The 20,077-nt window shown below is 50.7% G+C and carries 14 protein-coding genes and 1 pseudogene; 10 read left to right on the forward strand and 5 right to left on the reverse strand.

Annotation, left to right across the window (positions count from 1 at the left end; translation table 11 throughout):
* Nucleotides 1-14: 14 nt before the first annotated feature.
* Nucleotides 15-2,690: a cell wall-binding repeat-containing protein gene (locus NQU17_14030; GenBank protein UUM13526.1), complete on the forward strand. Its 2,676-nt coding sequence runs from the start codon at nt 15-17 to the stop codon at nt 2,688-2,690.
* A 430-nt stretch (nt 2,691-3,120) separates the two neighbouring features.
* Here the strand turns inward: NQU17_14030 and NQU17_14035 are convergent, their stop codons facing one another.
* The 3 genes from NQU17_14035 to NQU17_14045 form a co-directional block, all read right to left on the reverse strand.
* On the reverse strand, nt 3,121-4,080 hold the full coding sequence (locus NQU17_14035) for a phosphatase PAP2 family protein (protein UUM11717.1): 960 nt from the start codon (nt 4,078-4,080) through the stop codon (nt 3,121-3,123).
* Nucleotides 4,081-4,350: 270 nt separating this feature from the next.
* Nucleotides 4,351-6,141: a transposase gene (locus NQU17_14040; GenBank protein UUM11718.1), complete on the reverse strand. Its 1,791-nt coding sequence runs from the start codon at nt 6,139-6,141 to the stop codon at nt 4,351-4,353.
* Between the two features lie 439 nt (nt 6,142-6,580).
* Nucleotides 6,581-7,525 (reverse strand): magnesium transporter CorA family protein, encoded by a 945-nt coding sequence (locus NQU17_14045; GenBank protein ID UUM11719.1) that lies wholly within the window; start codon nt 7,523-7,525, stop codon nt 6,581-6,583.
* A 257-nt stretch (nt 7,526-7,782) separates the two neighbouring features.
* Between NQU17_14045 and NQU17_14050 the strand changes: the two genes are divergently transcribed.
* The 3 genes from NQU17_14050 to NQU17_14060 all read left to right on the forward strand — a co-directional run bounded on the left by NQU17_14050 (nt 7,783) and on the right by NQU17_14060 (nt 10,556).
* Nucleotides 7,783-8,274, forward strand: coding sequence for a hypothetical protein (locus NQU17_14050; protein ID UUM11720.1), 492 nt, complete (start codon nt 7,783-7,785; stop codon nt 8,272-8,274).
* A gap of 74 nt (nt 8,275-8,348) precedes the next feature.
* Entirely contained in the window at nt 8,349-9,821 is a 1,473-nt protein-coding gene (locus tag NQU17_14055; GenBank protein UUM11721.1) for an aminotransferase class V-fold PLP-dependent enzyme, read from the forward strand.
* Nucleotides 9,822-9,824: 3 nt separating this feature from the next.
* Nucleotides 9,825-10,556, forward strand: a complete 732-nt coding sequence (locus tag NQU17_14060) for a thymidylate kinase (GenBank protein UUM11722.1) — start codon at nt 9,825-9,827, stop codon at nt 10,554-10,556.
* A 250-nt stretch (nt 10,557-10,806) separates the two neighbouring features.
* On the opposite strand, the gene NQU17_14065 is transcribed toward NQU17_14060, so the two are convergent.
* Nucleotides 10,807-11,799, reverse strand: a complete 993-nt coding sequence (locus NQU17_14065) for a sugar phosphate isomerase/epimerase (protein ID UUM11723.1) — start codon at nt 11,797-11,799, stop codon at nt 10,807-10,809.
* A 567-nt stretch (nt 11,800-12,366) separates the two neighbouring features.
* On the reverse strand, nt 12,367-13,422 hold the full coding sequence (gene rsgA, locus NQU17_14070; protein UUM11724.1) for a ribosome small subunit-dependent GTPase A: 1,056 nt from the start codon (nt 13,420-13,422) through the stop codon (nt 12,367-12,369).
* 232 nt (nt 13,423-13,654) lie between these two features.
* Between rsgA and NQU17_14075 the strand changes: the two genes are divergently transcribed.
* The 6 genes and pseudogenes from NQU17_14075 (at nt 13,655) to NQU17_14100 (ending at nt 20,036) form a co-directional block, all read left to right on the forward strand.
* Nucleotides 13,655-13,984, forward strand: a complete 330-nt coding sequence (locus NQU17_14075; GenBank protein ID UUM11725.1) for a cyclic-di-AMP receptor — start codon at nt 13,655-13,657, stop codon at nt 13,982-13,984.
* Between the two features lie 10 nt (nt 13,985-13,994).
* Nucleotides 13,995-14,942 (forward strand): AAA family ATPase, encoded by a 948-nt coding sequence (locus tag NQU17_14080; GenBank protein ID UUM11726.1) that lies wholly within the window; start codon nt 13,995-13,997, stop codon nt 14,940-14,942.
* On the forward strand, nt 14,942-15,871 hold the full coding sequence (locus NQU17_14085) for a stage 0 sporulation family protein (GenBank protein ID UUM11727.1): 930 nt from the start codon (nt 14,942-14,944) through the stop codon (nt 15,869-15,871). The genes NQU17_14080 and NQU17_14085 overlap by 1 nt, the downstream gene beginning before the upstream one ends.
* A 353-nt stretch (nt 15,872-16,224) precedes the next feature.
* Nucleotides 16,225-16,611, forward strand: a complete 387-nt coding sequence (locus NQU17_14090) for a UvrB/UvrC motif-containing protein (protein ID UUM11728.1) — start codon at nt 16,225-16,227, stop codon at nt 16,609-16,611.
* Complete coding sequence (locus NQU17_14095; GenBank protein ID UUM11729.1) at nt 16,601-17,620, forward strand: ATP--guanido phosphotransferase; 1,020 nt, start codon at nt 16,601-16,603, stop codon at nt 17,618-17,620. The genes NQU17_14090 and NQU17_14095 overlap by 11 nt, the downstream gene beginning before the upstream one ends.
* A 1-nt stretch (nt 17,621) precedes the next feature.
* Nucleotides 17,622-20,036 (forward strand): annotated as a pseudogene (locus tag NQU17_14100) (ATP-dependent Clp protease ATP-binding subunit).
* Nucleotides 20,037-20,077 lie beyond the last annotated feature (41 nt).

Consider the following 20,077-nt stretch of genomic DNA (forward strand, 5'->3'; position numbering starts at 1 on the left):
AGGGAGCCGGTCTGATGGACCTGGAAAATGCGGTGGAAACCAGAACACTGGCATACCACCCGACCACCAAAGAAGCAAAAATCGAACTCAAGGAAGTTCCGAACAAAGCGTTTGACCTGAACCTGACGGTTGAGAACTTTGGCCAGGACGAACTGTCCTACACATCGAAAGTATATGTCATCACCGATGATATCGAGGATGGTTCCTACACCGAACTGTCCAGAGAAGTCAAAGCAACCGTGACTGGAACCAAGGAATTCTCCCTGGCCGGCGGCGCGAAGAAAGCAGTCAATCTGCATGTTGATTTCTCCGAGGATGCCATCGAAACCGAGCAGTTTATCGAAGGGTTTGTTGTCATGACCGACAACAACGGCAGAACCACCACCGTTCCCTTCATGGGCTTCTACGGAGACTGGAACAAGCCGCAGATCCTGGATAACTTCTATCCCTATCCGGCCGAAGATCCGGATGGACCATCCTTCTTCGAATCCTCCGCACTGTTTGGATATTCCGAAGTTCAGGATGACTACTTCCTGCATAAGAATAACCGCATCGAACTCAATCCCGGCACTTTCGCCTCCACTTTGCTGGGAACCGGCGATGTCAGCCCGCAGCTGAGCTTCCTGCGCAACGCAGAGAAATTCAGCTTCTCGATCCTTGATGAGAACAAGGCTCCGATCTTCAAGATCGGTTCAACCACCTTCGTCAACAAGGTTGCCCTGCTGTATCGTCCAGGATTTGTCCCCTACACAAACCTGGCTGAAGGCGAGTGGAACGGCAAACTCCAGGATGGCTACATCCCGGAAGGAAAATACTTCTACGAGATGAGAGGTACCATCAACTACGAAAAGGCTGTTGACCAGGTGAAGCTGGTTCCGATTCTGGTTGATTACAGCGCACCGGTTGTCAAGAATGTCAAACTGGAAGGCGACACACTGACCTTTGAAGCCACCGATGGTCCAGAAGATCGCGGTGTCGGAGTAGCTCAGTTCATCGTTTCCAATTCCCAGACTGACAACAGCAAGGATATTGAAGTCGAAAAAACCGATGACAACAAATATTCCGTAGATGTTGCCGCACTGCGTGGCGATGAAGTGTTCGAACTCTACATTTATGCCTATGACAATCTGCTGAATGAAGGAGTCACAACCGTTAAGACTCAGGATTATCCCCAGGAAGAATATTCTCCGTTCATGCTCTGGCTTGAACCTGCTGAAATTTCTGAAACAACAGATGTCCATGTTACCGCATACGTACTGGATGTTCAGTACATGGATACGATCCAGCTGATCACTGAGTCCAAGACTTACGATCAGGTCGGTGAATTCGTAGAAAACGGTCCGGTTCCGAATCCCAATGATCCGGAAGCACCTCCAATTTACGTTGGACCGCACTGGAAAATTGATACCACCATCCAGATGGATCCCGGTTTCCGCTCCCTGAAGCTCCTTGTCAGAGCTAAGGATGGCACCGAAGACTCCTTAATCCGCTGGATCTATGTTGATAACGGAGCGCCTGAACTGGATGTCCAGGTACAGGATCGCGACGCTGCTTCCGACAAGGCAGTTCTTGATGTCACCATGAGTGACGAACTCCCCTTCCTGCGTTTGAAGCTCAACAATGAAGAAATCTTCACCTATGACGGATTTAACCAGAAGATTGAAAAAGTTACCAAGACCATGTCCCATGAAGTTGCTCTGAAAGTGGGCGTCAATACGTTCAATTTCGTAGTGGAAGATGCTCTCGGACACAAGACCGAGAAAACGGTCGAGGTCGTCCGTGAGGAAAAAGTTGAAAACGCGGTTCGCATCGAAGGCGATACCCGTTATCTGACCTCCATCGAAGTCAGCAAGAAAGCTTTTGACCGCGCAGACTGGGTTATCCTGGTCAGCGGTGAATCCGCAACCGACTCTCTGCTGGCCGGACCTCTGTCCATTCGCCTGCAGGCTCCGGTTCTGCTGACTGGAAAAGCTGGTCTGACCAATGCCCTGACAGCTGAAATCAAGCGCCTTGGTGCAACCAATGCCATGATCATCGGCGGAGACCTCGTGGTTTCTCAGGCAACGGAAGAAGCAGTTAAGGCTCTCGGTCTGGATGTGGAACGCCTCGGCGGAGCCACCCGTTATGAAACTTCTGTGAAGGTTGACCGGAAAGTCCGCGATATCTCCAGAGTGACAGACAAGGCCGTCATCGCCAATGGATCCACCGTTTTCGACGCACTCACCATGGGTGCAGCCGCCGGCAAGATGGGCGTTGGTATCCTTCTGAATGACGGAAAATCCAATGCCATGATCGAAGCTTCCCTGGAAGGCGTCAAATCCGCCATCCTTCTGGGAGGAACGAAAGTCGAGACAACTGCGGCTGAAGATGATCTGAAGGCAAAGGGCATCACGGTTGAACGTGTAGCAGGAGCTACCCGCTACGCAACGGCTGTTGCCATTGCCAATAAGTTCTATGCTGACCCGACCAGCGTCATCGTGACCAATGGCCTCAAGCCCTACGATGCCCTGTCAGCAGCCGGCCTCAGCAACAAGTACAACGCTCCGCTCCTGATCACTCCTGCAGATGAACTGAACGCTGAAACCAAGGCATACATTGAATCGGTCAATCCGAACAAAGCGTATGTTCTGGGCGGCAATCTGGCCATCACAGAAGCAGTCAGAGCAGAAATCGAACTGCTACTGAACTAACTAAACATCTTAAAGGACCCGGAAGCATCGCTTCCGGGCCTTTTTCATGAAGGGGAGCAACTGAACTAACTGGTCAATTTTTGAACCGTTTCGGAAGCTTCACAGCAACAGATAGTGATTTTCGATCCGCTTGACAAATCAGAGTAACATGGTATACTTTCTTGGTGAGGCAAATTATGGCGCCATAGCCAAGTAGTAAGGCAGAAGCCCGCAAGGCTTCCATACTCCGTGTGCAATTCCGGATGGCGCCTCCATAAACCCTGATACCGACCAGTTAAAATAGCCTGGGAAGACAAATCGAAGCGATTTATCTTCCCAGGCTATTTCTATGAAACTTCCAGCTCAGAATGTTCATGATATTAAGGATAGTGTGGTTCGGATAACCCTAGTTAACCGATTGGACTTAAATGTGAAGGTGAATGATATTTGATTATTCAACAATCACTTTATCAATAATGTTGATCACAATTAGACTAAGCAATAAACCACCAATTAAATCGATGAAATAATGCCAACCAGATCCTACTGCTACAATTACAATGTATCCCAAAAAAAGAAAATAAATCTTATTCAGGATGGGGAAATTTTTCTTGGCCATTGATAGAAAAAAGAAACTATTAGCTATATGTAGACTTGGCATTGCTGCCGGTGCATTCGAAAAGTAACCTACTGGAGGTATACCTGTTGATTTTAGCGAAAGATAAAGCGAATACATGTGTCCTTGGTATACTGAGAATGAAGATAATGTAGGCTTCTTAAGGATAAAGGGTCCAATAGCAGGTGCAATCCAATATGAGAATGAGCCTAATAGTAAAATAAGACAAGTACCTACTACAACCTTTCTGAAGTTTATAAATGAATCGAAAGATAAATGGATTATAAAAGATAAGAAAAACATTAACACAAATAATCCGTGATATAAGGCTGGACCAGTTGTATTTAGGTGAAGCAGTACACTTAATGATTCAAGAGTGCTAGCTATAGGTACTAAACTATCTATCTTTGCATACAAATTGTCAAACAAGACTGGATTTACTAGTGGCATCCAAGCCTTGAAATTAAAATGAAGTATTACTGTAACGAATATTAGAGGGATGTAACCTAAAATAATTAAGAGATCCCCCCTTTTATATTTAGTTGGTTTTTTCAGGAGATGTCTTAATACTATAATAAGGATTTGTATCATTAATGCATATATGAGCGGTAATAGATAATGATAAAATAATAAACCTATGCTTTGTTTATCAGGTAGTATTATCGGGAGTTGCCAAATCTTGATTCCAATGATCCAGCTAAATATTGCTCCAGTTATGAATGTAATTTCGAAATTTTTTTGTAATTTTTTTTTAATATTGCCTAAATGGACAAATTTGCAAATAATCTCTTCCAACAATAATCACCCCTTCTATTAGTACAACATCGCTCATCAGAAATAAAAAAAGATGAAATGCTTACGTTTATGTTATTTCCCGTTAATTGTTCAATGTATAAGATAATTGAGAATACTTCAGAAACCGATTATTTATTTTGTGCGCAATTAAATTGTTTCATGAATTTGCTTTGCCTAAATGATAGGCTTTGACGTCATTCAGATTCAAGTCAGCACTTTAGTTTCGAACAAACCATAAATTCTGAGTTTTACAGAGTTTTATACTAGAAACTATTCCTTAACGACCAATTGATTTTTACGTGGACGTCCGCGCTTACCCTTGTTCGTCTTTTTCACCACGTAGTCCGGGGCGCATCCCTCAGGGATCTCAAAGCCAAGAGCCTCGCATATGTCCACCTGCTTCCCCACAAATGGGGTAATGTACGCCTTCGTGTTGGGGTGCTCGATATAGCGAATCGGCCTCATCTCGTTTAACACATCCGCTACCGAATGAAACTGTTCGCCCAGCTTTGTTTTGCGGACATGGCTTAGGTAACAGCCCATGATCTGGGCAACAAAGAGAATAAAGGAACGACCAATTTTTCCAGTTTCCGTTGATGTACGCTGGCGGTCGGCTCCCAGGACCCCTTTCATCAGGGCAAAATACTTCTCCTGTTCATCCCGCAGCCTGTAATGCCGGTTAGCACTCAACGCATCCATGTCCAAACCATGGGTCGTGTTGGCAAAGAAACCTGCTTCTCGCCGACACCGGATGACCTTGGTCTCATCCAGGCTGAAGTCCTCCAGGATTCGAGTTTTCGCATTATACTTCAACCGATAAAACCGGTAGACCTGTTTCAGCGTTTCATCATCATCCAAGGGGATTTGGTTAACAAGGGACGCTTCCAAGGCTTCTTTTTGAGCTGCCAGAGCAATGTCCAGATCCGTCAGTTCATTGCCTCGGCGGATGGGATCAAAGTACAGGTTCAGTTTCAGATTATCTGCTTTCTTAAGGTTGTCACGCTGCCCTTCGATCTGGTAATCCATATCTTTCTGCAGATAGTAGATCCGTTCCTCCGGATCCACTTGCATACCCTCCGGGTGGTGGCCGAAGTTTCCGAATTCATCGATCAACTGACGAACGTGTTTCTGGCCGGTTTTGGTTCCCATGATCATGCGTTGCTGCTGGTCGATGTATAGTTCCAGATTGCGGATCGATTCATACCCCCGGTCAGTGATCAGGATAATTCGTTTCATGCCAGCCTGTTTCAAATCCTTCAGGATCACGGCCAGGCTTCGGGAGTCAGGGGTGTTTCCGGCAAAGCTTCGATAATAGACTGGCATGTGGCCATCCAGGGTGTAGACTACTACTTCCAGGGTCTGTGGAAGGGGCAGTTGTTCTTTGTTCCGCCCGTAATGGATATCCGCCAGCGAGTGTCCGTAGCTGGAACAGCTTGTGGAATCGACGGCACACAGCTCATTGTCGTGGAGTCGGCGTGCCCGCAGACGCAAGAACGCCATGCGATCCTGCTCTGTAATGGACTGGGTAAACCTGGTAATATACGGAGAAGAGAGTGGCTTTGCCCAGGGGGTCTTGGCTATGCGCTGCCAGGAAGCCAGCTGGTTATAGGTCTCTCGTCCACAAAGAAGATAGAGGGCCAATGTCATGAGGGTATCAACTTTTTCCTTGTCCCCATCAAATGTGCTCATTAGGTCGAATCTCAGGCCGGTCTGTTCCGCAATCTTCTCCAACAGCCATATGTCGCCATAGAGCCGGTTCTCATCCTGACTTTCAATAACCGGCCTTCCCGCCTTCCGTCGTCCTGACAGTTTGTCAATTTCACTTAGATCCCATCCTTCCGGGAAGATGAGTTTACCTCGTTCCTCAATAGACTCCAGAAGATAATTCTTTCCCGGAATAAACTTAAGATCATCTGTTACCGTCCCCCAATAAACGTGACGGTATTCCCGTTTTCCGGTCTTTGGGTTCACTCTGGCCGGCTGTGTACTGGCATAGTGGTATCCATTATTGTGATGAATCGATACCCGGTAAGGGCTGTTAGAATCCGTGGGACGAGCCATTGTTATCCCCTCCTATTTTTAGTATAATTATACTAAAAATAGGAGGGGATAACAAGATGGAAAGGACTGATTTTCTCAGACATTACAATGGTTTCAGGAGTTTGCAGATCGTTACTAGTATAATTGTTTGCAAAACTTAGAATAAATGCAGTTCTTATAGGGAATCTTCCTGATGGTTATTTCTTACCAGTCCTGAAATGTACTCTCATTTGTTCTTGAGATATTGGTTATATTAGTCATGAGAAAAGGACCAGATAAGTAATTAAGAATGATTTGATCTTTCTCCTCAGAACTCCATTTGATTAGAACAAAAGCTCTCTTTGCGATCAACAGTGATTTTCTCTAAAATGTAGATCTCGTAGAGAGCATACCAGGAGAGGTTCACTCAAAGGATTTTTTGATTTTCATATGAAATTGTCTGAAGTAGGGGAGTGGTGTACTAGAACATATCCCGCTTGCTCAGGAACAATCCGGTAAAGACGGTGGCTGCCAGCATGATCACGGTGATGATCAGAGTCCCGTTGGGACTTTCTGAGAAGGGCAGACCTCCGGTGTTCATGCCGAAGTAGCCGGAGATGATCTGAGGCACGGTCATCATGATGGTGATGGCCGCCAGGAACTTCATGACGATATTCAGGTTGTTGGAGATGACTGAAGCGAAGGCATCCATGGTGCCGGCCAGAACGTCGCCGTAGATGGTAGCCATTTCGATAGCCTGGCGATTCTCGATGATGACGTCTTCCAGCAGTTCGTGGTCTTCTTCGTATCGCTTCATCAGCTCCAGTTTCAGCATCTTGTCAAGCGTCACCTCGTTGGACTTGAGGGAGGTGGTGAAATAGACCAGGGATTTTTGCAGGGACAGCATATGGATGAGTTCCCGGTTCTTCAGGGACTTGTAGAGCCGTTTTTCCACCATGACGCTCTTTTTGTCGATCTGGCGCAAAAAGATCAGATAGTAGGCTGAAATCCGCTGCAGAATCTGCAGGATGAAGCGGGATTTCTTAAAGGTATAGAAAGTGCGGATCTTCTCATTGGAGAAATCCTGCAGAATCTTGGAATCTTTCAGGCATACGGTGATTAGATAATCCGCCGTATGAATAATCGCCAGAGGGTAGGTATCATAGGTCAGAGAGTTTTCCTCCGTTTCAGTGAATGGAATATCCACCAGGAACATCAGGGTCTGATCCTCGGAGTCGATGCGGGATGTCTCATTGTCATCCATGGCGGCCCGCATAAATTCCAGGGGAACTCCGGTGCGCTTGGATACCAGCATCAGTTCCTGTTCTTTTGGGGCGGTAATATTAATCCAGCAGCCTGGTTCAATGGCAGTCAACTCGATCAGTTTATTGTCTTCAATGGATGTGCTTTTATAAATTCTGATCAATGATCTTCACCTCGTTTCTCATTCATTTTCCGATCCGACCGTTTCGAAGAATCAGTCAACGCTGATAATCAATCAAAACGGGCGGAGATAGAAGCCTTGAGTCTCTATTCCCTATTATAAGCCTAACAGCAAGCTATTTACAGGGAATCGACCGGATTTTGCCGTCAGATCTCGTTGGAAACTTGTTGGATAAGAAGTATAATTGGTTGTCTGAACATCAATACACGACTTATTGGGTAGACAGAAGGAGCAATGACATGTCACTTTATTATCAGGAAAAAATTCAACGGCGCAAGCTGCCGTTTATCGCGGGTCTGTTGGCCCTGGCGCTTATGCTGATCATGGTATCCTCCTGGACCCGGCAGAATGCCGTAGGCCGGCTGGTAACGCTGGTAGATGGAATGCTTTTTGTGCTGTTTCTGGCATTGACGGTTCGAATCATCCACAGTTCGAAAAAACAGATGAAATACTCCCTGGTTCAGGACGAACTGATCATTCAGGAAGTGAGGGCCGGACGAAAGAAAGTGCAGGATCGGATTCATCTGAATCAGATCATCTCGTTCCAACCCGTATCCTTCGTTCGGAAACTGAACTGCATCGGCAAGGATACAACTTGCCTGATCCATCATTCCTATGAACTCAACTACAAAGCGAATGAAAAGAACCGCTCCGTAATTATCCGGCCCAGTGATCGACTGGCCAAGGCCATTCAGAAAGAATTGAAGCAGCTTAGCCTTTCGCAGCATTAAAAAGCCGGCACAAGCAGTTCAAATTTCAGGTTAAGTCTGATCCGATGCAGTCGTAACACAGGGAAACAGCCTCTATGCAGCGAGGCGAAATTCGAAGCATCAATGAAATAGAATCAAAAATGACAAAGCACAAGTTCCCGGTTGGCGAACTGTGCTTTGTCATTTCACGGTATAATGGACATGGTGATGATATGGGAAGTATAAAACAGGCTCTGAACGAGCTCAACGCAAGGGTCAAGGTTCGAGGCACCATGCCCGGCCATAAAGGCAGGCTGGCGGTTGACGGAGCACATGATGTGACGGAGCTGCCAGGCGCGGATAATCTGCAGCAGCCCAAGGGAATCCTGCGGGAAGCTGAACGGGAAGCCGCCCGGATTTACGGAGTAGCTGACGCCAGGTATCTGGTCAACGGATCGACTTCAGGCAATCTGACCCTGGTCTTCAGTTTTTTTGAAGAGGGGGATGAAATCCTGGTGGAGCGCAACTGCCATAAGAGTGTGTACAATGCCCTGGTCCTCCGAAAACTACGGCCGGTGTACCTGTGGCCCAAACAGGACGCCCGGGGCAGCAGCCTGCCGCAGGATTCAAAAGCGATTAGGGAAGCTCTGGAAGAGCACCCCCAGGCGAAAGGCGTCCTTTTAACCATGCCTTCCTATAAGGGACTGGTCAGTGACATCGAAGCGATTTACCGGGTCGTCCATGAGGCCGACGCGGTTCTGATCCTCGATGCGGCTCACGGAGCCGCCCTGGCCGGAATGGATCAGTTTCACGATTTTTACCGGTCCTGTGACGCCATGGTGATCAGTACCCACAAATCTTTGGCCTGCCTGAATCAGGGGGCGCTGATCCTTTCCAACCGCCCTGACTTGCGGCCGGCGATTCAAAAATACAGCAATATGTTTCAGACAACCAGCCCCTCCTACCTCATCATGGAATCTGTTGAAAGTTCAGTGGAGGAGGTGGAGGCCGGACGATATCTCGATCCCCCCGTATTTTCGGCCCGGGACTATCAAACCCTGACTGTCAATCCGGAACTGACCGGTTATCGAATGGATCCATGGAAGCTGCTTTTGGTGCATGCGGAGCAGGGGAACTTCATGGAACAGTTTTTGGAAGGGCAGGGGATTTTTCCGGAGATGCACGATCAGCATTCCGTTCTGCTGATGCTCAGTCCATCCAACAGTCCGGAGGAAATTCAGTGGATCAGGGAATGTCTGATTAAGCTGGATGAACTGCTGAGCAAAATCAGCGCCCAGCCAGAACGGGAGTCCCAGGTCTGGTCAAAAGCAGCCATCGACCACATTCCCCGGCCCAGGCAGCATTGCCTGCCCTGGCAGGCGGGGGACAGGGGACAGGACGTCCTGCTGGATGAAGCCTGCGGACGAATCGCGCAGGAACAGGTGATTCCTTACCCGCCGGGGGTTCCGGTTCTGCTTCCGGGGGAAGTGATTGACGAAGCCATGATCCGGTACCTGAAGCAGCTAAAGGCAAACGACATCGAAATCCTGGGACTGATTGAGAATCAATTGAAATGTGTGGAGGAGTAGTTCATGGGAATACTGATTGCCATAGAAGGGGTTGACGGTTCTGGGAAACAGACACAGTCCGATCTTCTGAATAAAAATCTGAAACAGGCCGGCTATGATGTCATGGAGATCCGGTTTCCGGATTATGAGTCCAGATCATCGGTTTTAGTGAAGATGTATTTGATGGGTGAATTCAGCCAGGATCCGAAAGACATCACAGCCTATCAGGCGTCCACTTTTTTCGCGGCTGACCGCTATGCCTCCTGGATGACCGGTGCCTGGCGGGCTCATTACCAAAAAGGCGGCATTGTGCTGGCTGACCGATACACAACAGCCAATATGGTTCATCAGGCCGGGAAGATACAGGATCTGACGGAACGGGACCGTTTCCTGGAATGGCTGTATGATTTTGAGTTCCGCCTCTATGGCATTCCGGTGCCTGATCTGGTGTTCTTTCTCGATGTTCCTCCTGAATTTCAGCAGCAGATCGTCCAGTCCCGCAAGAACAAAATCACCGGCGGCGAAGTGCAGGACATCCATGAAGCCAGCCGGGAACACCTCCTGGAATCCTATGATGCCGCCAATTATGTGGCAAAGAAATATCACTGGGAAAAAATCGACTGCGTTCACGAGGGCACCATGAGATCCATCGAAGAAATCGGCGCTGAAATTCTTGAAAAGGCACTGAATCGAATTCAGCGGCTGCAACGTTCAGCGGTTCAGGACCGGACAGATCCGTCCGATGAGGGGCAGTAGCAAGCTCAATGGATCCTGCATGCATCTGGCTTCCTGGGGGGATCCGGACAGGATCCGATGACAGGGAATGCCGGAAGCAGTCGCAGCATCCGAAATGAATGATAGGATAAAAACCTCCTGACGCTGGTTTGTGGTCTGCACAAACAGGCAACAGGAGGTTTTTCATGTCATCCTGAAATTTCTAAACAGTTCGGTGTTACATGCCCGGACTCATATTGGCGGAGCAGTCGTTGACGGGCTTTCTGAGGCACTAAGAGTCCAGCGTCCGGAAATACCGTCCCAGGGCACGATTCTGGATCAGGACGGCAGCCTCGCGATCCTGGGGAAAGGACGCCGAAAGTTCATGCGTGAGCCACTCCGGGTCAATCCGACGGATGACTTCGCCGATGCCCTGATGAGTCCAGGGTTCATGCCGGTCGATTTGGAGGACATGGGGATAGGTCTGTGCAAAGCGCTGGAAATAGTCCTGCGCCAGGTCAGGCGGGAGAAAGCCGGTATTGGTTCGGACATATTCGCCGGACAATGACTGGTGCAGGTGGATGCCGCGGATCATCGGAACAATCTGCTCGTGGCGGTTCAGCATGTCATGGAGGTAGCGGATCGCCTGCGGTTCATCGCGCAGTGCCGGGTTGGTATTCAATAGATGACCGGTGTCAAGCAGGATGCCTTTGTTCCGGTGTTGAATTCCTTCCAGTAAATAGGCGGTCAGATCCGGATTGGTAAAAGTAAAGCCCGGCCACCATTGGTTTTCCACCAGTATGGCAAAAGGCCACGGCCGCCTGCCGGCCAGGGCGTTGATCACTTCCAGGGAAGCATCAATGACTTCCCGGTCGCTATGCTGCCACTGGTAGGTATAGCCTTCCTCAAGGGATACATCCGATACGTGGAACACCACATACTCTGCGCCGAGAGAGGCGGCTCGTTCCATTTCGCGCTCATAGTGCCGGATGAGAACCTGCGGATCCTCGCTGCCGTAAAATGACCGGATGGCCTCCCTCGTCCCAAATTTGGACAGGAGCCTTTTCTGATCACCCCGCCAGAAATCAACCCAGTCATGCCAGAAGGGAAGATGATAACCCACGGTCAGCTGCTGGTCAAACGGCGGTGGTGGAATCGTCGGATCTCCCCAGATGATTTCCAGTCCGTCCAGTCCCATCCGGGTGCAGGCCTCACGAAGCCCTTCCATGGAACCGAAGGAGTCCAGACAGTTGGGATATACAGGGTAATTGGTCATGATCTTCATGGGAAGCTATCCTTTCATGGCAGGGTTTGTACGGGATAAAAATAACAAATAAAACATCTTTTCTACCTTAACTCAATCAGTTCGGTATGACAATGATTTTTCTGTGAATCCTTTGATAACAGATCAGTCATCCGCTGCTGCCGGTACCAGAAGCAAGACGAGAAATCAAAGGGATATCGCAAAGACCAAGCAATAAGACCAAGCAATAAGACCAAGCAATAAGACCATGCTCAAAGACAATGCTCAGAGATGAAGCTCACAGACCAAGATCAGGGATGAAGCTCAGAGACCAAAGACGAAGAAGAAGCTCAAACATAAAGTTCAAAGACGAAGGTCAAGTCTAAGAACTAAGCCAAATCATCTGGATAATAACCAGAGAATAACGGATATTGTCCAAAGGAAACAGTCGAATTCCCATACCGGAAGATACAGGGAGGAATGGGTGTCGCCGCCTGACATAAAAAAAACGCCGGAACCCGTCGACTGCCCAGGGGCTGACGGATCTCGGCGTTTTTGCATGTCAGGACATCATCAGGTCTGTAAGGACCGATGGCTTTTTGCGTTAGTCTACCATTCCTGCTCGTTCCAGGAACGCTGCCGGGGCTTTGCGGTTTTCTGATGGGTTGTTCGTTTAATCCGCTCTTTTTCCCGCTGGCGCATTTTCCGTTCATACAGCATGGCTTCCTTCTGCATGGTCCGAAAGTCTTCCAGCTCGGCCTCGGTGAGGTCACCGCGCTGGATGGCCGCCTGGACGGCGCAGCCGGGTTCGGTGGTGTGACTGCAGTCGGTGAAGCGGCATTGCTTCATCCAGGCGGCAATGTCGCCATAAACCGCTTCGACGGCTTGTCCGTCGTCAATCAGATCAATCCGTCTCAGGCCGGGGGTGTCAATCAGACAGCCATAGCCTGGGATGAGGATAATCTCCCGATGGGTCGTAGTATGTCGGCCCTGATCATCTGAATTGCGGATGCCGGATACCTTCATTCGTTCGTTTCCGAGGAGGTGGTTGATCAGCGTGGATTTCCCGACGCCGGAGGCGCCCAGCAGAGCGCCGGTTTTGCCGCCCCGGAGCAGATCAAGGATCGGTTGGTAGCTGCCGGTTTCGTCCTGCCGGGTGACCAGAATAGTCCCTGGCCAGAGCTCTCTGGCAGTCGATAGATAGGCTTCATTCTCTGCGGAGCTGTTCAAGTCAGCTTTGGTCAGGATCAGGACAGGGGTCGAATCCGAGCTGGCTGCCATAATCAGGAACCGGCGGATTTTCCGTTCATGGAAATCCTTGTTCAGGCTGATCACGACAAATACATAGTCGCAGTTGGCCACCAGACCTTCGGTCAGACTGGCTGAAAAGCTGTCTCCCCGGGTCATGAGACTGGTTCGCGGTGCGATGTCCCGGATCATGTTATCCTCATCCACCAAAACAAAGTCACCGGTGACCGGATGGTCCAGGGTTCCGACCAGTGCCCGGGCGGTGCGGCCCGGCAGCCGGCCTGTGATTTCGCCGTCGGCGGTCAAAATTCGGAACAGGCCGTGGGTCTCGCCGGAAATCCGTCCGGGCTGCCCTTGTCCGTGCCACTGTTCCAGTAATTGGGGCGTAAACCCCAGATCATTTAAATGGTTCGTCATGAATCTCCTTCACTAAAAGTCCCGCACGAGCCTTCCGTGAAGCGACGGAAGGGTCAGTTCTGGCTGTACCTCGCTGCAAAATTAAGTTCTCTCATAAAACATCTCTCCTTCCATGGGTTCGTTCCTTTTGATTATAGCGCTCCGTGCCAAAAGGGCGCAATATGCGTTATAATGAATGAAAGAACAAATTAACAGCATAACGATTGATTTCATCATATAAGGAGGGCAACACATGAAACTTGTCATCGCCATCGTCAATGACGAAGATGCATTGGATTTACTGGATGAACTGACCGACAAAGAATTTCGGGTGACCAAGCTGGCTTCCACCGGCGGATTCCTGAGAAGCGGCAATACCACCATGATGATTGGTGTTGAGAACGAAAAAGTCCAGGAAGTTCTGACCATCATTGAAGAAACCTGCAAAACCAGACATCAGATCGTTTCCAATCCCTCACCCTTATCTACCACCACCGGTGTCTATGTGCCCTATCCCGTCGATATCGAGGTAGGTGGTGCCACCGTCTTCGTTGTGGACGTGGAGAATTTCGTCCGCGTGTAGGAGGAGTCCAGTGATTGGTTTTGAACAAATCAGAGAAAGTTTGCGGGGTGCCTCGAAAAGCGGCACCCTCGCTCATTCCCATATTCTGGTCGGACCTGACGGCATCGGCAAATCACCGATGGCGAAAAGCCTGGCCGGACTGATCCTGCGGCCGGACAGTGACGCGGTGCGGGACTATGTCGATATGATCCCGGTGCGGCCGGAAGGGAAATCCATCGGCGTGGACGAAGTGCGCCGCATCATCGGAGAAGCCAATGTCATGCCCTTTGAAGGCAGCCGCAAGGTCATCGTGATCTATAACGCCGAGCTGATGACGACTCAGGCTCAGAACGCCCTGCTCAAGACCATCGAAGAGCCGGCTTTCGGTGTTTTCTTTATTCTTCTGACCAAAACGCTGGATAATCTGCTGCCGACGATTCGATCCCGCTGCGCCATCCACCGGCTGTTTCCAATGTCCCGGGAAGAGATGAGACGCTACATCATTCAGCAGTACGGCCTGTCCGGCCCTTCGCTGGATGAGGCGGTCGCCATTGCCCGGGGAATTCCCGGGCAGGCCGATGAGTTCATTAAAAATCCGGCCCGGCGGGCAGCCTTTGACCAGGTGCTGGAATTTCTGACCAACCTGGCTGCCGTCCGCTCGCTGCAGGACCGCAGCGCCCTGACGATCCTCCGCCAGAATAAAGCAGTCCTGGAACAGGGACCGGAAAGTTTCCTGGAGGGAATGCTGCTTGCCGTCCGGGATCTCGCCTGCCTGAAAACAGGTGAAGATTACAAAAATCTGATCTTCCTGTATAATATGGAGAGGATGAAAACACTGGCTGGACGATATACAATGGCCAGGTTGAACCGAATCGTGGAAGTGTGTGAAAGTGCCGGACGACTGTTGGAGCCTGGACGCAACATTAATCGGGAAACCGTGGTGGATCATACGCTTTTTCAACTAGTGGAGGAAACTTAATGATAAATATAGTCGGTGTCCGCTTCAAAAAGGCCGGGAAGATCTATTATTTTGATCCCAAGGACCTGGAACTGGAGCTGGATGAAGCCGTAATCGTGGAGACAACCCGGGGCGTGGAACTGGGCATTGTCTCTCTGACCAAAAAACTGGTTCCCCAGGAGGATGTCCGGGGAGAACTGAAACCGATCCTGCGCAAGGCCACCCCGGAGGATCTGGAGCGTTCGCGCCGGAACGAGGCTCGCGAAAAAGAAGCCATGATCGTGTGCAAGGCAAAAATCGAAGCCCACGGGTTGGACATGAAACTGGTGGATGTCGAATTCACCTTCGATATGAATAAAGTGATCTTCTATTTCACGGCGGATGGCCGGGTGGACTTCCGTGACCTGGTCAAAGATCTGGCGTCTGTATTCCGGACCCGGATTGAACTTCGTCAGATCGGGGTTCGGGATGAAGCCAAGATGAAATCCGGCATCGGACCCTGCGGCCGCACGCTGTGCTGCTCTTCGTTCCTGGCTGACTTTACCTCGGTATCGATCAAGATGGCCAAGGAGCAGAATCTGTCGCTCAATCCTACGAAGATTTCCGGCATCTGCGGCCGCCTGATGTGCTGTCTCAAGTACGAACAGGACACTTACGAAGAAATCCGCAAGCGCCTGCCCCGTCAGGGCAGCATCGTGAACACGCCAATGGGTCGGGGCGAAGTCCTGATGAACAAAACCATCAAGGAACAGGTCAAGGTCAAGATCTTTGGCGAAGGCGAAGATGTCATTGAGTTTTTCCCGATTTCTGAATGTGAGATGATTAAGGGAAGCTATGAAGACAATTCCACCGGTAAGAAGGAACCAAAACCGGACGCGGAGGAAACAGCTGCTTCCCGCAAGAAAGACCCGAAAGCCGGGGAACCGTCACCGGAACCACAAGCTGAATAGCAATCACTTTGCACAAACAGGCACTCCAGTCGATGACCGGAGTGCTTTTTGTATGTCCCAAGACTCGATCTGTCCCAATAAGACGCTCATAATCTCATCAGACTCAGCTCCACGTGAACGATCTCCACGTGAACGAGTTCCACCTGACCGATCTCTACGGAAAGGATTCACTGATTAAGACAGAATTGAAATTTTAAACTGGTCATTGTATACTAAAAGTAACTTCAGAACATACGTGCAGTTTTCATGCTGGTTCTGATTGAAGTGGTTTATTAATCTTTGGGGACAAATGTGTGAATAAACTGGCGGTCCTGAGTTGGCTGTAAGGCCAGGGACTATAATGTGGGTATGTGGTGCCAACTGCGAAGGAGGGGGTCAGACTGGAAAATAATCTGTTTCATTCAAGGGATCAGGAATCCCTCGGCAAGGTGTGTCCGCGATGCGGCACAACCTTTGAAGAATATCGGCGAACCGGTCTGCTGGGCTGTCCGGTCTGCTATCGCTTTTTTCGGGATCAGCTGATTCCGTCCATTCGCAAAGTTCAGTTTACGCTCCAGCATGAGGGGAAGTTTCCGGCTTCTACCACTCCGGAATCCAGGTCCCGGCGCCGGATTACCCTGCTGCGGCAGGATCTGTCCGAGGCGGTTCTGACAGAGAATTTCGAACGGGCAGCGACGCTGCGCGATGAGATCAACGCCCTGACGGAACTGCTGAATCAGGAGGTGTCCCATGACGGATAAATTAAAGCTGAAACTGTCCTCCCGGATTCGGCTGGCCAGAAATCTGAGCCAGTATCAGTTTCCTCACCGCCTGGATCAGAAAAACGCCAGAGAGCTGGTTCACCTGGTGGAGGAGGCATTCTATGTCTCCAAGCCACTGGCTGAAGGGTTCCGGACGAGGCTTCTGTGGGAGGAGAGGGGACTGGATCTTCTGTTCTGGTTTGAAAAGCATCTGGTCTCATCCAAGCTCATTGACCATGCCGACATCGGCGCGTTCATCTGCAACCAGACGGAGGATGTATCGCTGATGATCAATGAAGAAGATCATATCCGGCTGCAGACCATGTCTTCCCGCAAAGGGCTCAAAGAACTCTATGAAGAAGCCGAACAGCTGGATACGGTACTTGAAGAAAAGCTGAACTGGGCCTTTGACAACCAGCTGGGTTACCTGACGGCCTGTCCCACCAATCTGGGGACAGCGCTGCGGGCCTCGGTGATGGTTCATCTGCCGGCTCTGACCATGCAGGACCGAATCGGGCTGATCGCTCAGAAACTGGCCCAGATGGGCATGACCATCCGGGGCATCTATGGCGAAGGCTCCCAGGCCGAGGGGAACATCTATCAGATTTCCAATGAGGTGACACTCGGCATATCGGAAGAATTCATCCTGAAGAACATCGAGGAAACCATTGACAGTATCCTCGTGATGGAAGCCGCGGAGCAGACCAAGCTGATCGAAAGCAGGGGAGATGAGACCAGAGATGGCATCTACCGCTCCATCGGAGTGCTGTCCCAGGCTCGACTGATGAGTTCGAAGGAAGCCCTGGAGCGGTTATCCACCGTTCGCCTGGGGATTGAAGCTGGAATTATTCACGAACTGACTACTGCCGCAGTGGATGAGATGATCATCCGGGTCCAGACCGGAAACCTGCACCGCCAGCTGGGGCTGACGGAGCTGATGCCGGAAAAGGACCGGGATCTGCTGCGAGCGACGATATTGCGAAATGAAATGAAAAGGAGGCTGTCCTGATATGTTAGACAGACTGACAGAACGTGCCAAAAGTGCACTGATGAAAGCCCAGGAGATGTCCAGGAAGCTCGGTCACGGATACATCGGCTCAGAGCATGTGCTCTACGGTGTGGCTGCCGTGGAAGGGCTGACCCGGGATCTCCTGGCAGGATACGGAATTACTGCGGATATGGTATATCAGTTTATCCTGTCCCAGGTGGGGAAGCGGACTACGGTCTCGAATCTTCCCACCAACGCCATTGCCATGACCCCGCGAACCAAGCGGCTGCTTGATGGCTCGCTGGAAATCGCCAACAGCCTGGAGCACAGCTACGTGGGTCCTGAGCATATTCTGATTTCGCTCCTGATGGAACAGGAAGGAATTGCCTATCAGATTATGATCGCTGCCGGAGCCAACATCGAGCAGCTGAAGAATGACCTCTATAATGGTCTGTCCGGCAGTCCCGAAGAGGATACTTCCATGGGCAGCGCGTCTGTTTCCGGATCGACCCGGCTTCTGGATCAGTACGGCAGAGATCTGACGAAGATGGCCAGGGATTCCCAGCTGGATCCGGTCATCGGCCGCAGCGAGGAAATGGAACGGATTCTGGAAATCCTGTCCCGCCGGATCAAGAACAATCCGGTTCTCATCGGCGAGCCCGGCGTCGGCAAGACGGCTGTGGTGGAAGGGCTGGCGCAGCGGATTATCCAGGGGAACATCCCGGAGCTGCTCCAGAACAAGCGTGTCGTGACTCTGGATATGAGTTCCATGCTGGCCGGAGCCAAATACCGCGGAGAGTTTGAGGAACGCCTCAAGAATGTGATGGAAGAGGTCAAGAATGCCGGCAACGTCATACTCTTCATCGATGAGATTCATACCATCATCGGTGCCGGCGCCTCTGAAGGGGCCATTGATGCGTCCAACATCCTTAAGCCGGCGCTGGCCCGGGGAGAGATCCAGGCCATCGGCGCCACGACCATAGATGAATATCGTAAGCATTTTGAAAAGGATGCCGCCCTGGAACGGCGCTTTCAGCCGGTAACGGTCGGCGAACCGACCAATGAGGAAGCACTCCAGATCCTGCACGGCCTTCGGGATAAATATGAAGCCCATCACCGCGTCAAGATCCTGGATGAAGCCCTGGAAGCGGCAGTGAATCTCTCCAGCCGCTACATTCAGGACCGGTTTTTGCCGGACAAGGCAGTGGATCTGATGGATGAGGCGGCAGCCCGGGTCCGGATTCAGAATCTCACCGCGCCGCCGGATATCAAGGAACTGGAGGAAGAACTCAAAGCGGTCACACGGGAAAAGGACGAAGCCGTCAACATTCAGGCGTTTGAAAAAGCCATAGAGCTCCGGGACAAGGAAAAGGACCTGAAACAGAAGCTGAAGGAAATGAAAGGCAGCTGGAAATCCGGCCGCGGCACCTCTTCGCTGCTTACGGTAACGGCCGAGGACATTGCCCATGTCGTAGCCCGCTGGACCAAGATTCCGGTCAAGCGCCTGACCGAATCGGAGAGCCAGAAACTCCTGAAACTGGAAGACATGCTCCACGAACGTGTCGTCGGACAGAATGAAGCCATCAACTCCATCGCCCGGGCGGTACGCCGCGCCAGGGTCGGCCTCAAGGATCCCAAGCGGCCCATCGGGTCCTTCATTTTCCTGGGACCCACCGGCGTCGGCAAGACCGAAGTATCCAAAGCCCTGGCCGAAGTCATGTTCGGGGATGAGAAGAACATGGTCCGCATCGACATGTCCGAATACATGGAGAAGCATACCGTGTCGCGCCTGGTCGGATCTCCCCCAGGGTACGTCGGATACGACGAAGGCGGTCAGCTTACGGAAGCGGTGCGCCGCAATCCCTACAGCGTCGTGCTGTTTGACGAGATCGAGAAGGCTCACCCCGATGTGTTCAACATCCTCCTCCAGATCCTGGAAGACGGCCGACTCACGGACGGGAAAGGAAAGACCGTTGATTTCAAGAATACCATACTGATCATGACATCCAATGTCGGCGCCAACCTGTTGAAGAAGGAACGGACCATTGGCTTCGGCATCGGCGATTCCGCCCGGGATGAGTATGATCGGATGAAAGACAACATCATGAGTGAACTCAAACGCAATTTCAGACCGGAATTCCTCAACCGCATCGACGACATCATCGTGTTCCATTCACTGCGGACCGAAGACCTCAAGCACATTGTCCGCCTGATGACCCAACAGGTGGCCAAACGCATCGAAGACTCGGAAATCTATCTGACCTTCTCCGATGAGGCCATTTTGCATCTGTCGGAGAAAGGCACCGACATGGCCTTTGGTGCCCGCCCGCTGCGCCGGGAAATCACCAAGAGCGTCGAAGATGCCCTGTCTGAAGAGATTCTGATGGGTCAGATCAAAAAAGGCGATGAGATCAACGTGGCCATCGAAGACGGCAAGCTGAAGTTCAATAAAACCGGCGAACGCTCCCTGCGCCAGCC

The organism is Clostridiaceae bacterium HFYG-1003 (assembly GCA_024579835.1).
Lineage (GTDB): Bacteria > Bacillota > Clostridia > Clostridiales > Clostridiaceae > JG1575.

Bases quoted from the DNA above. Each gene is read 5' to 3' on its own strand.
- NQU17_14075 (UUM11725.1), top strand. From the start codon at position 13,655: ATGAAACTTGTCATCGCCATCGTCAATGACGAAGATGCATTGGATTTA.
- NQU17_14050 (UUM11720.1), top strand. From the start codon at position 7,783: ATGTCACTTTATTATCAGGAAAAAATTCAACGGCGCAAGCTGCCGTTT.
- NQU17_14095 (UUM11729.1), top strand. From the start codon at position 16,601: ATGACGGATAAATTAAAGCTGAAACTGTCCTCCCGGATTCGGCTGGCC.
- NQU17_14060 (UUM11722.1), top strand. From the start codon at position 9,825: ATGGGAATACTGATTGCCATAGAAGGGGTTGACGGTTCTGGGAAACAG.
- NQU17_14085 (UUM11727.1), top strand. From the start codon at position 14,942: ATGATAAATATAGTCGGTGTCCGCTTCAAAAAGGCCGGGAAGATCTAT.
- NQU17_14030 (UUM13526.1), top strand. From the start codon at position 15: ATGGACCTGGAAAATGCGGTGGAAACCAGAACACTGGCATACCACCCG.
- rsgA (UUM11724.1), bottom strand. From the start codon at position 13,422: ATGACGAACCATTTAAATGATCTGGGGTTTACGCCCCAATTACTGGAA.
- NQU17_14055 (UUM11721.1), top strand. From the start codon at position 8,349: ATGCAGCGAGGCGAAATTCGAAGCATCAATGAAATAGAATCAAAAATG.
- NQU17_14040 (UUM11718.1), bottom strand. From the start codon at position 6,141: ATGGCTCGTCCCACGGATTCTAACAGCCCTTACCGGGTATCGATTCAT.
- NQU17_14065 (UUM11723.1), bottom strand. From the start codon at position 11,799: ATGAAGATCATGACCAATTACCCTGTATATCCCAACTGTCTGGACTCC.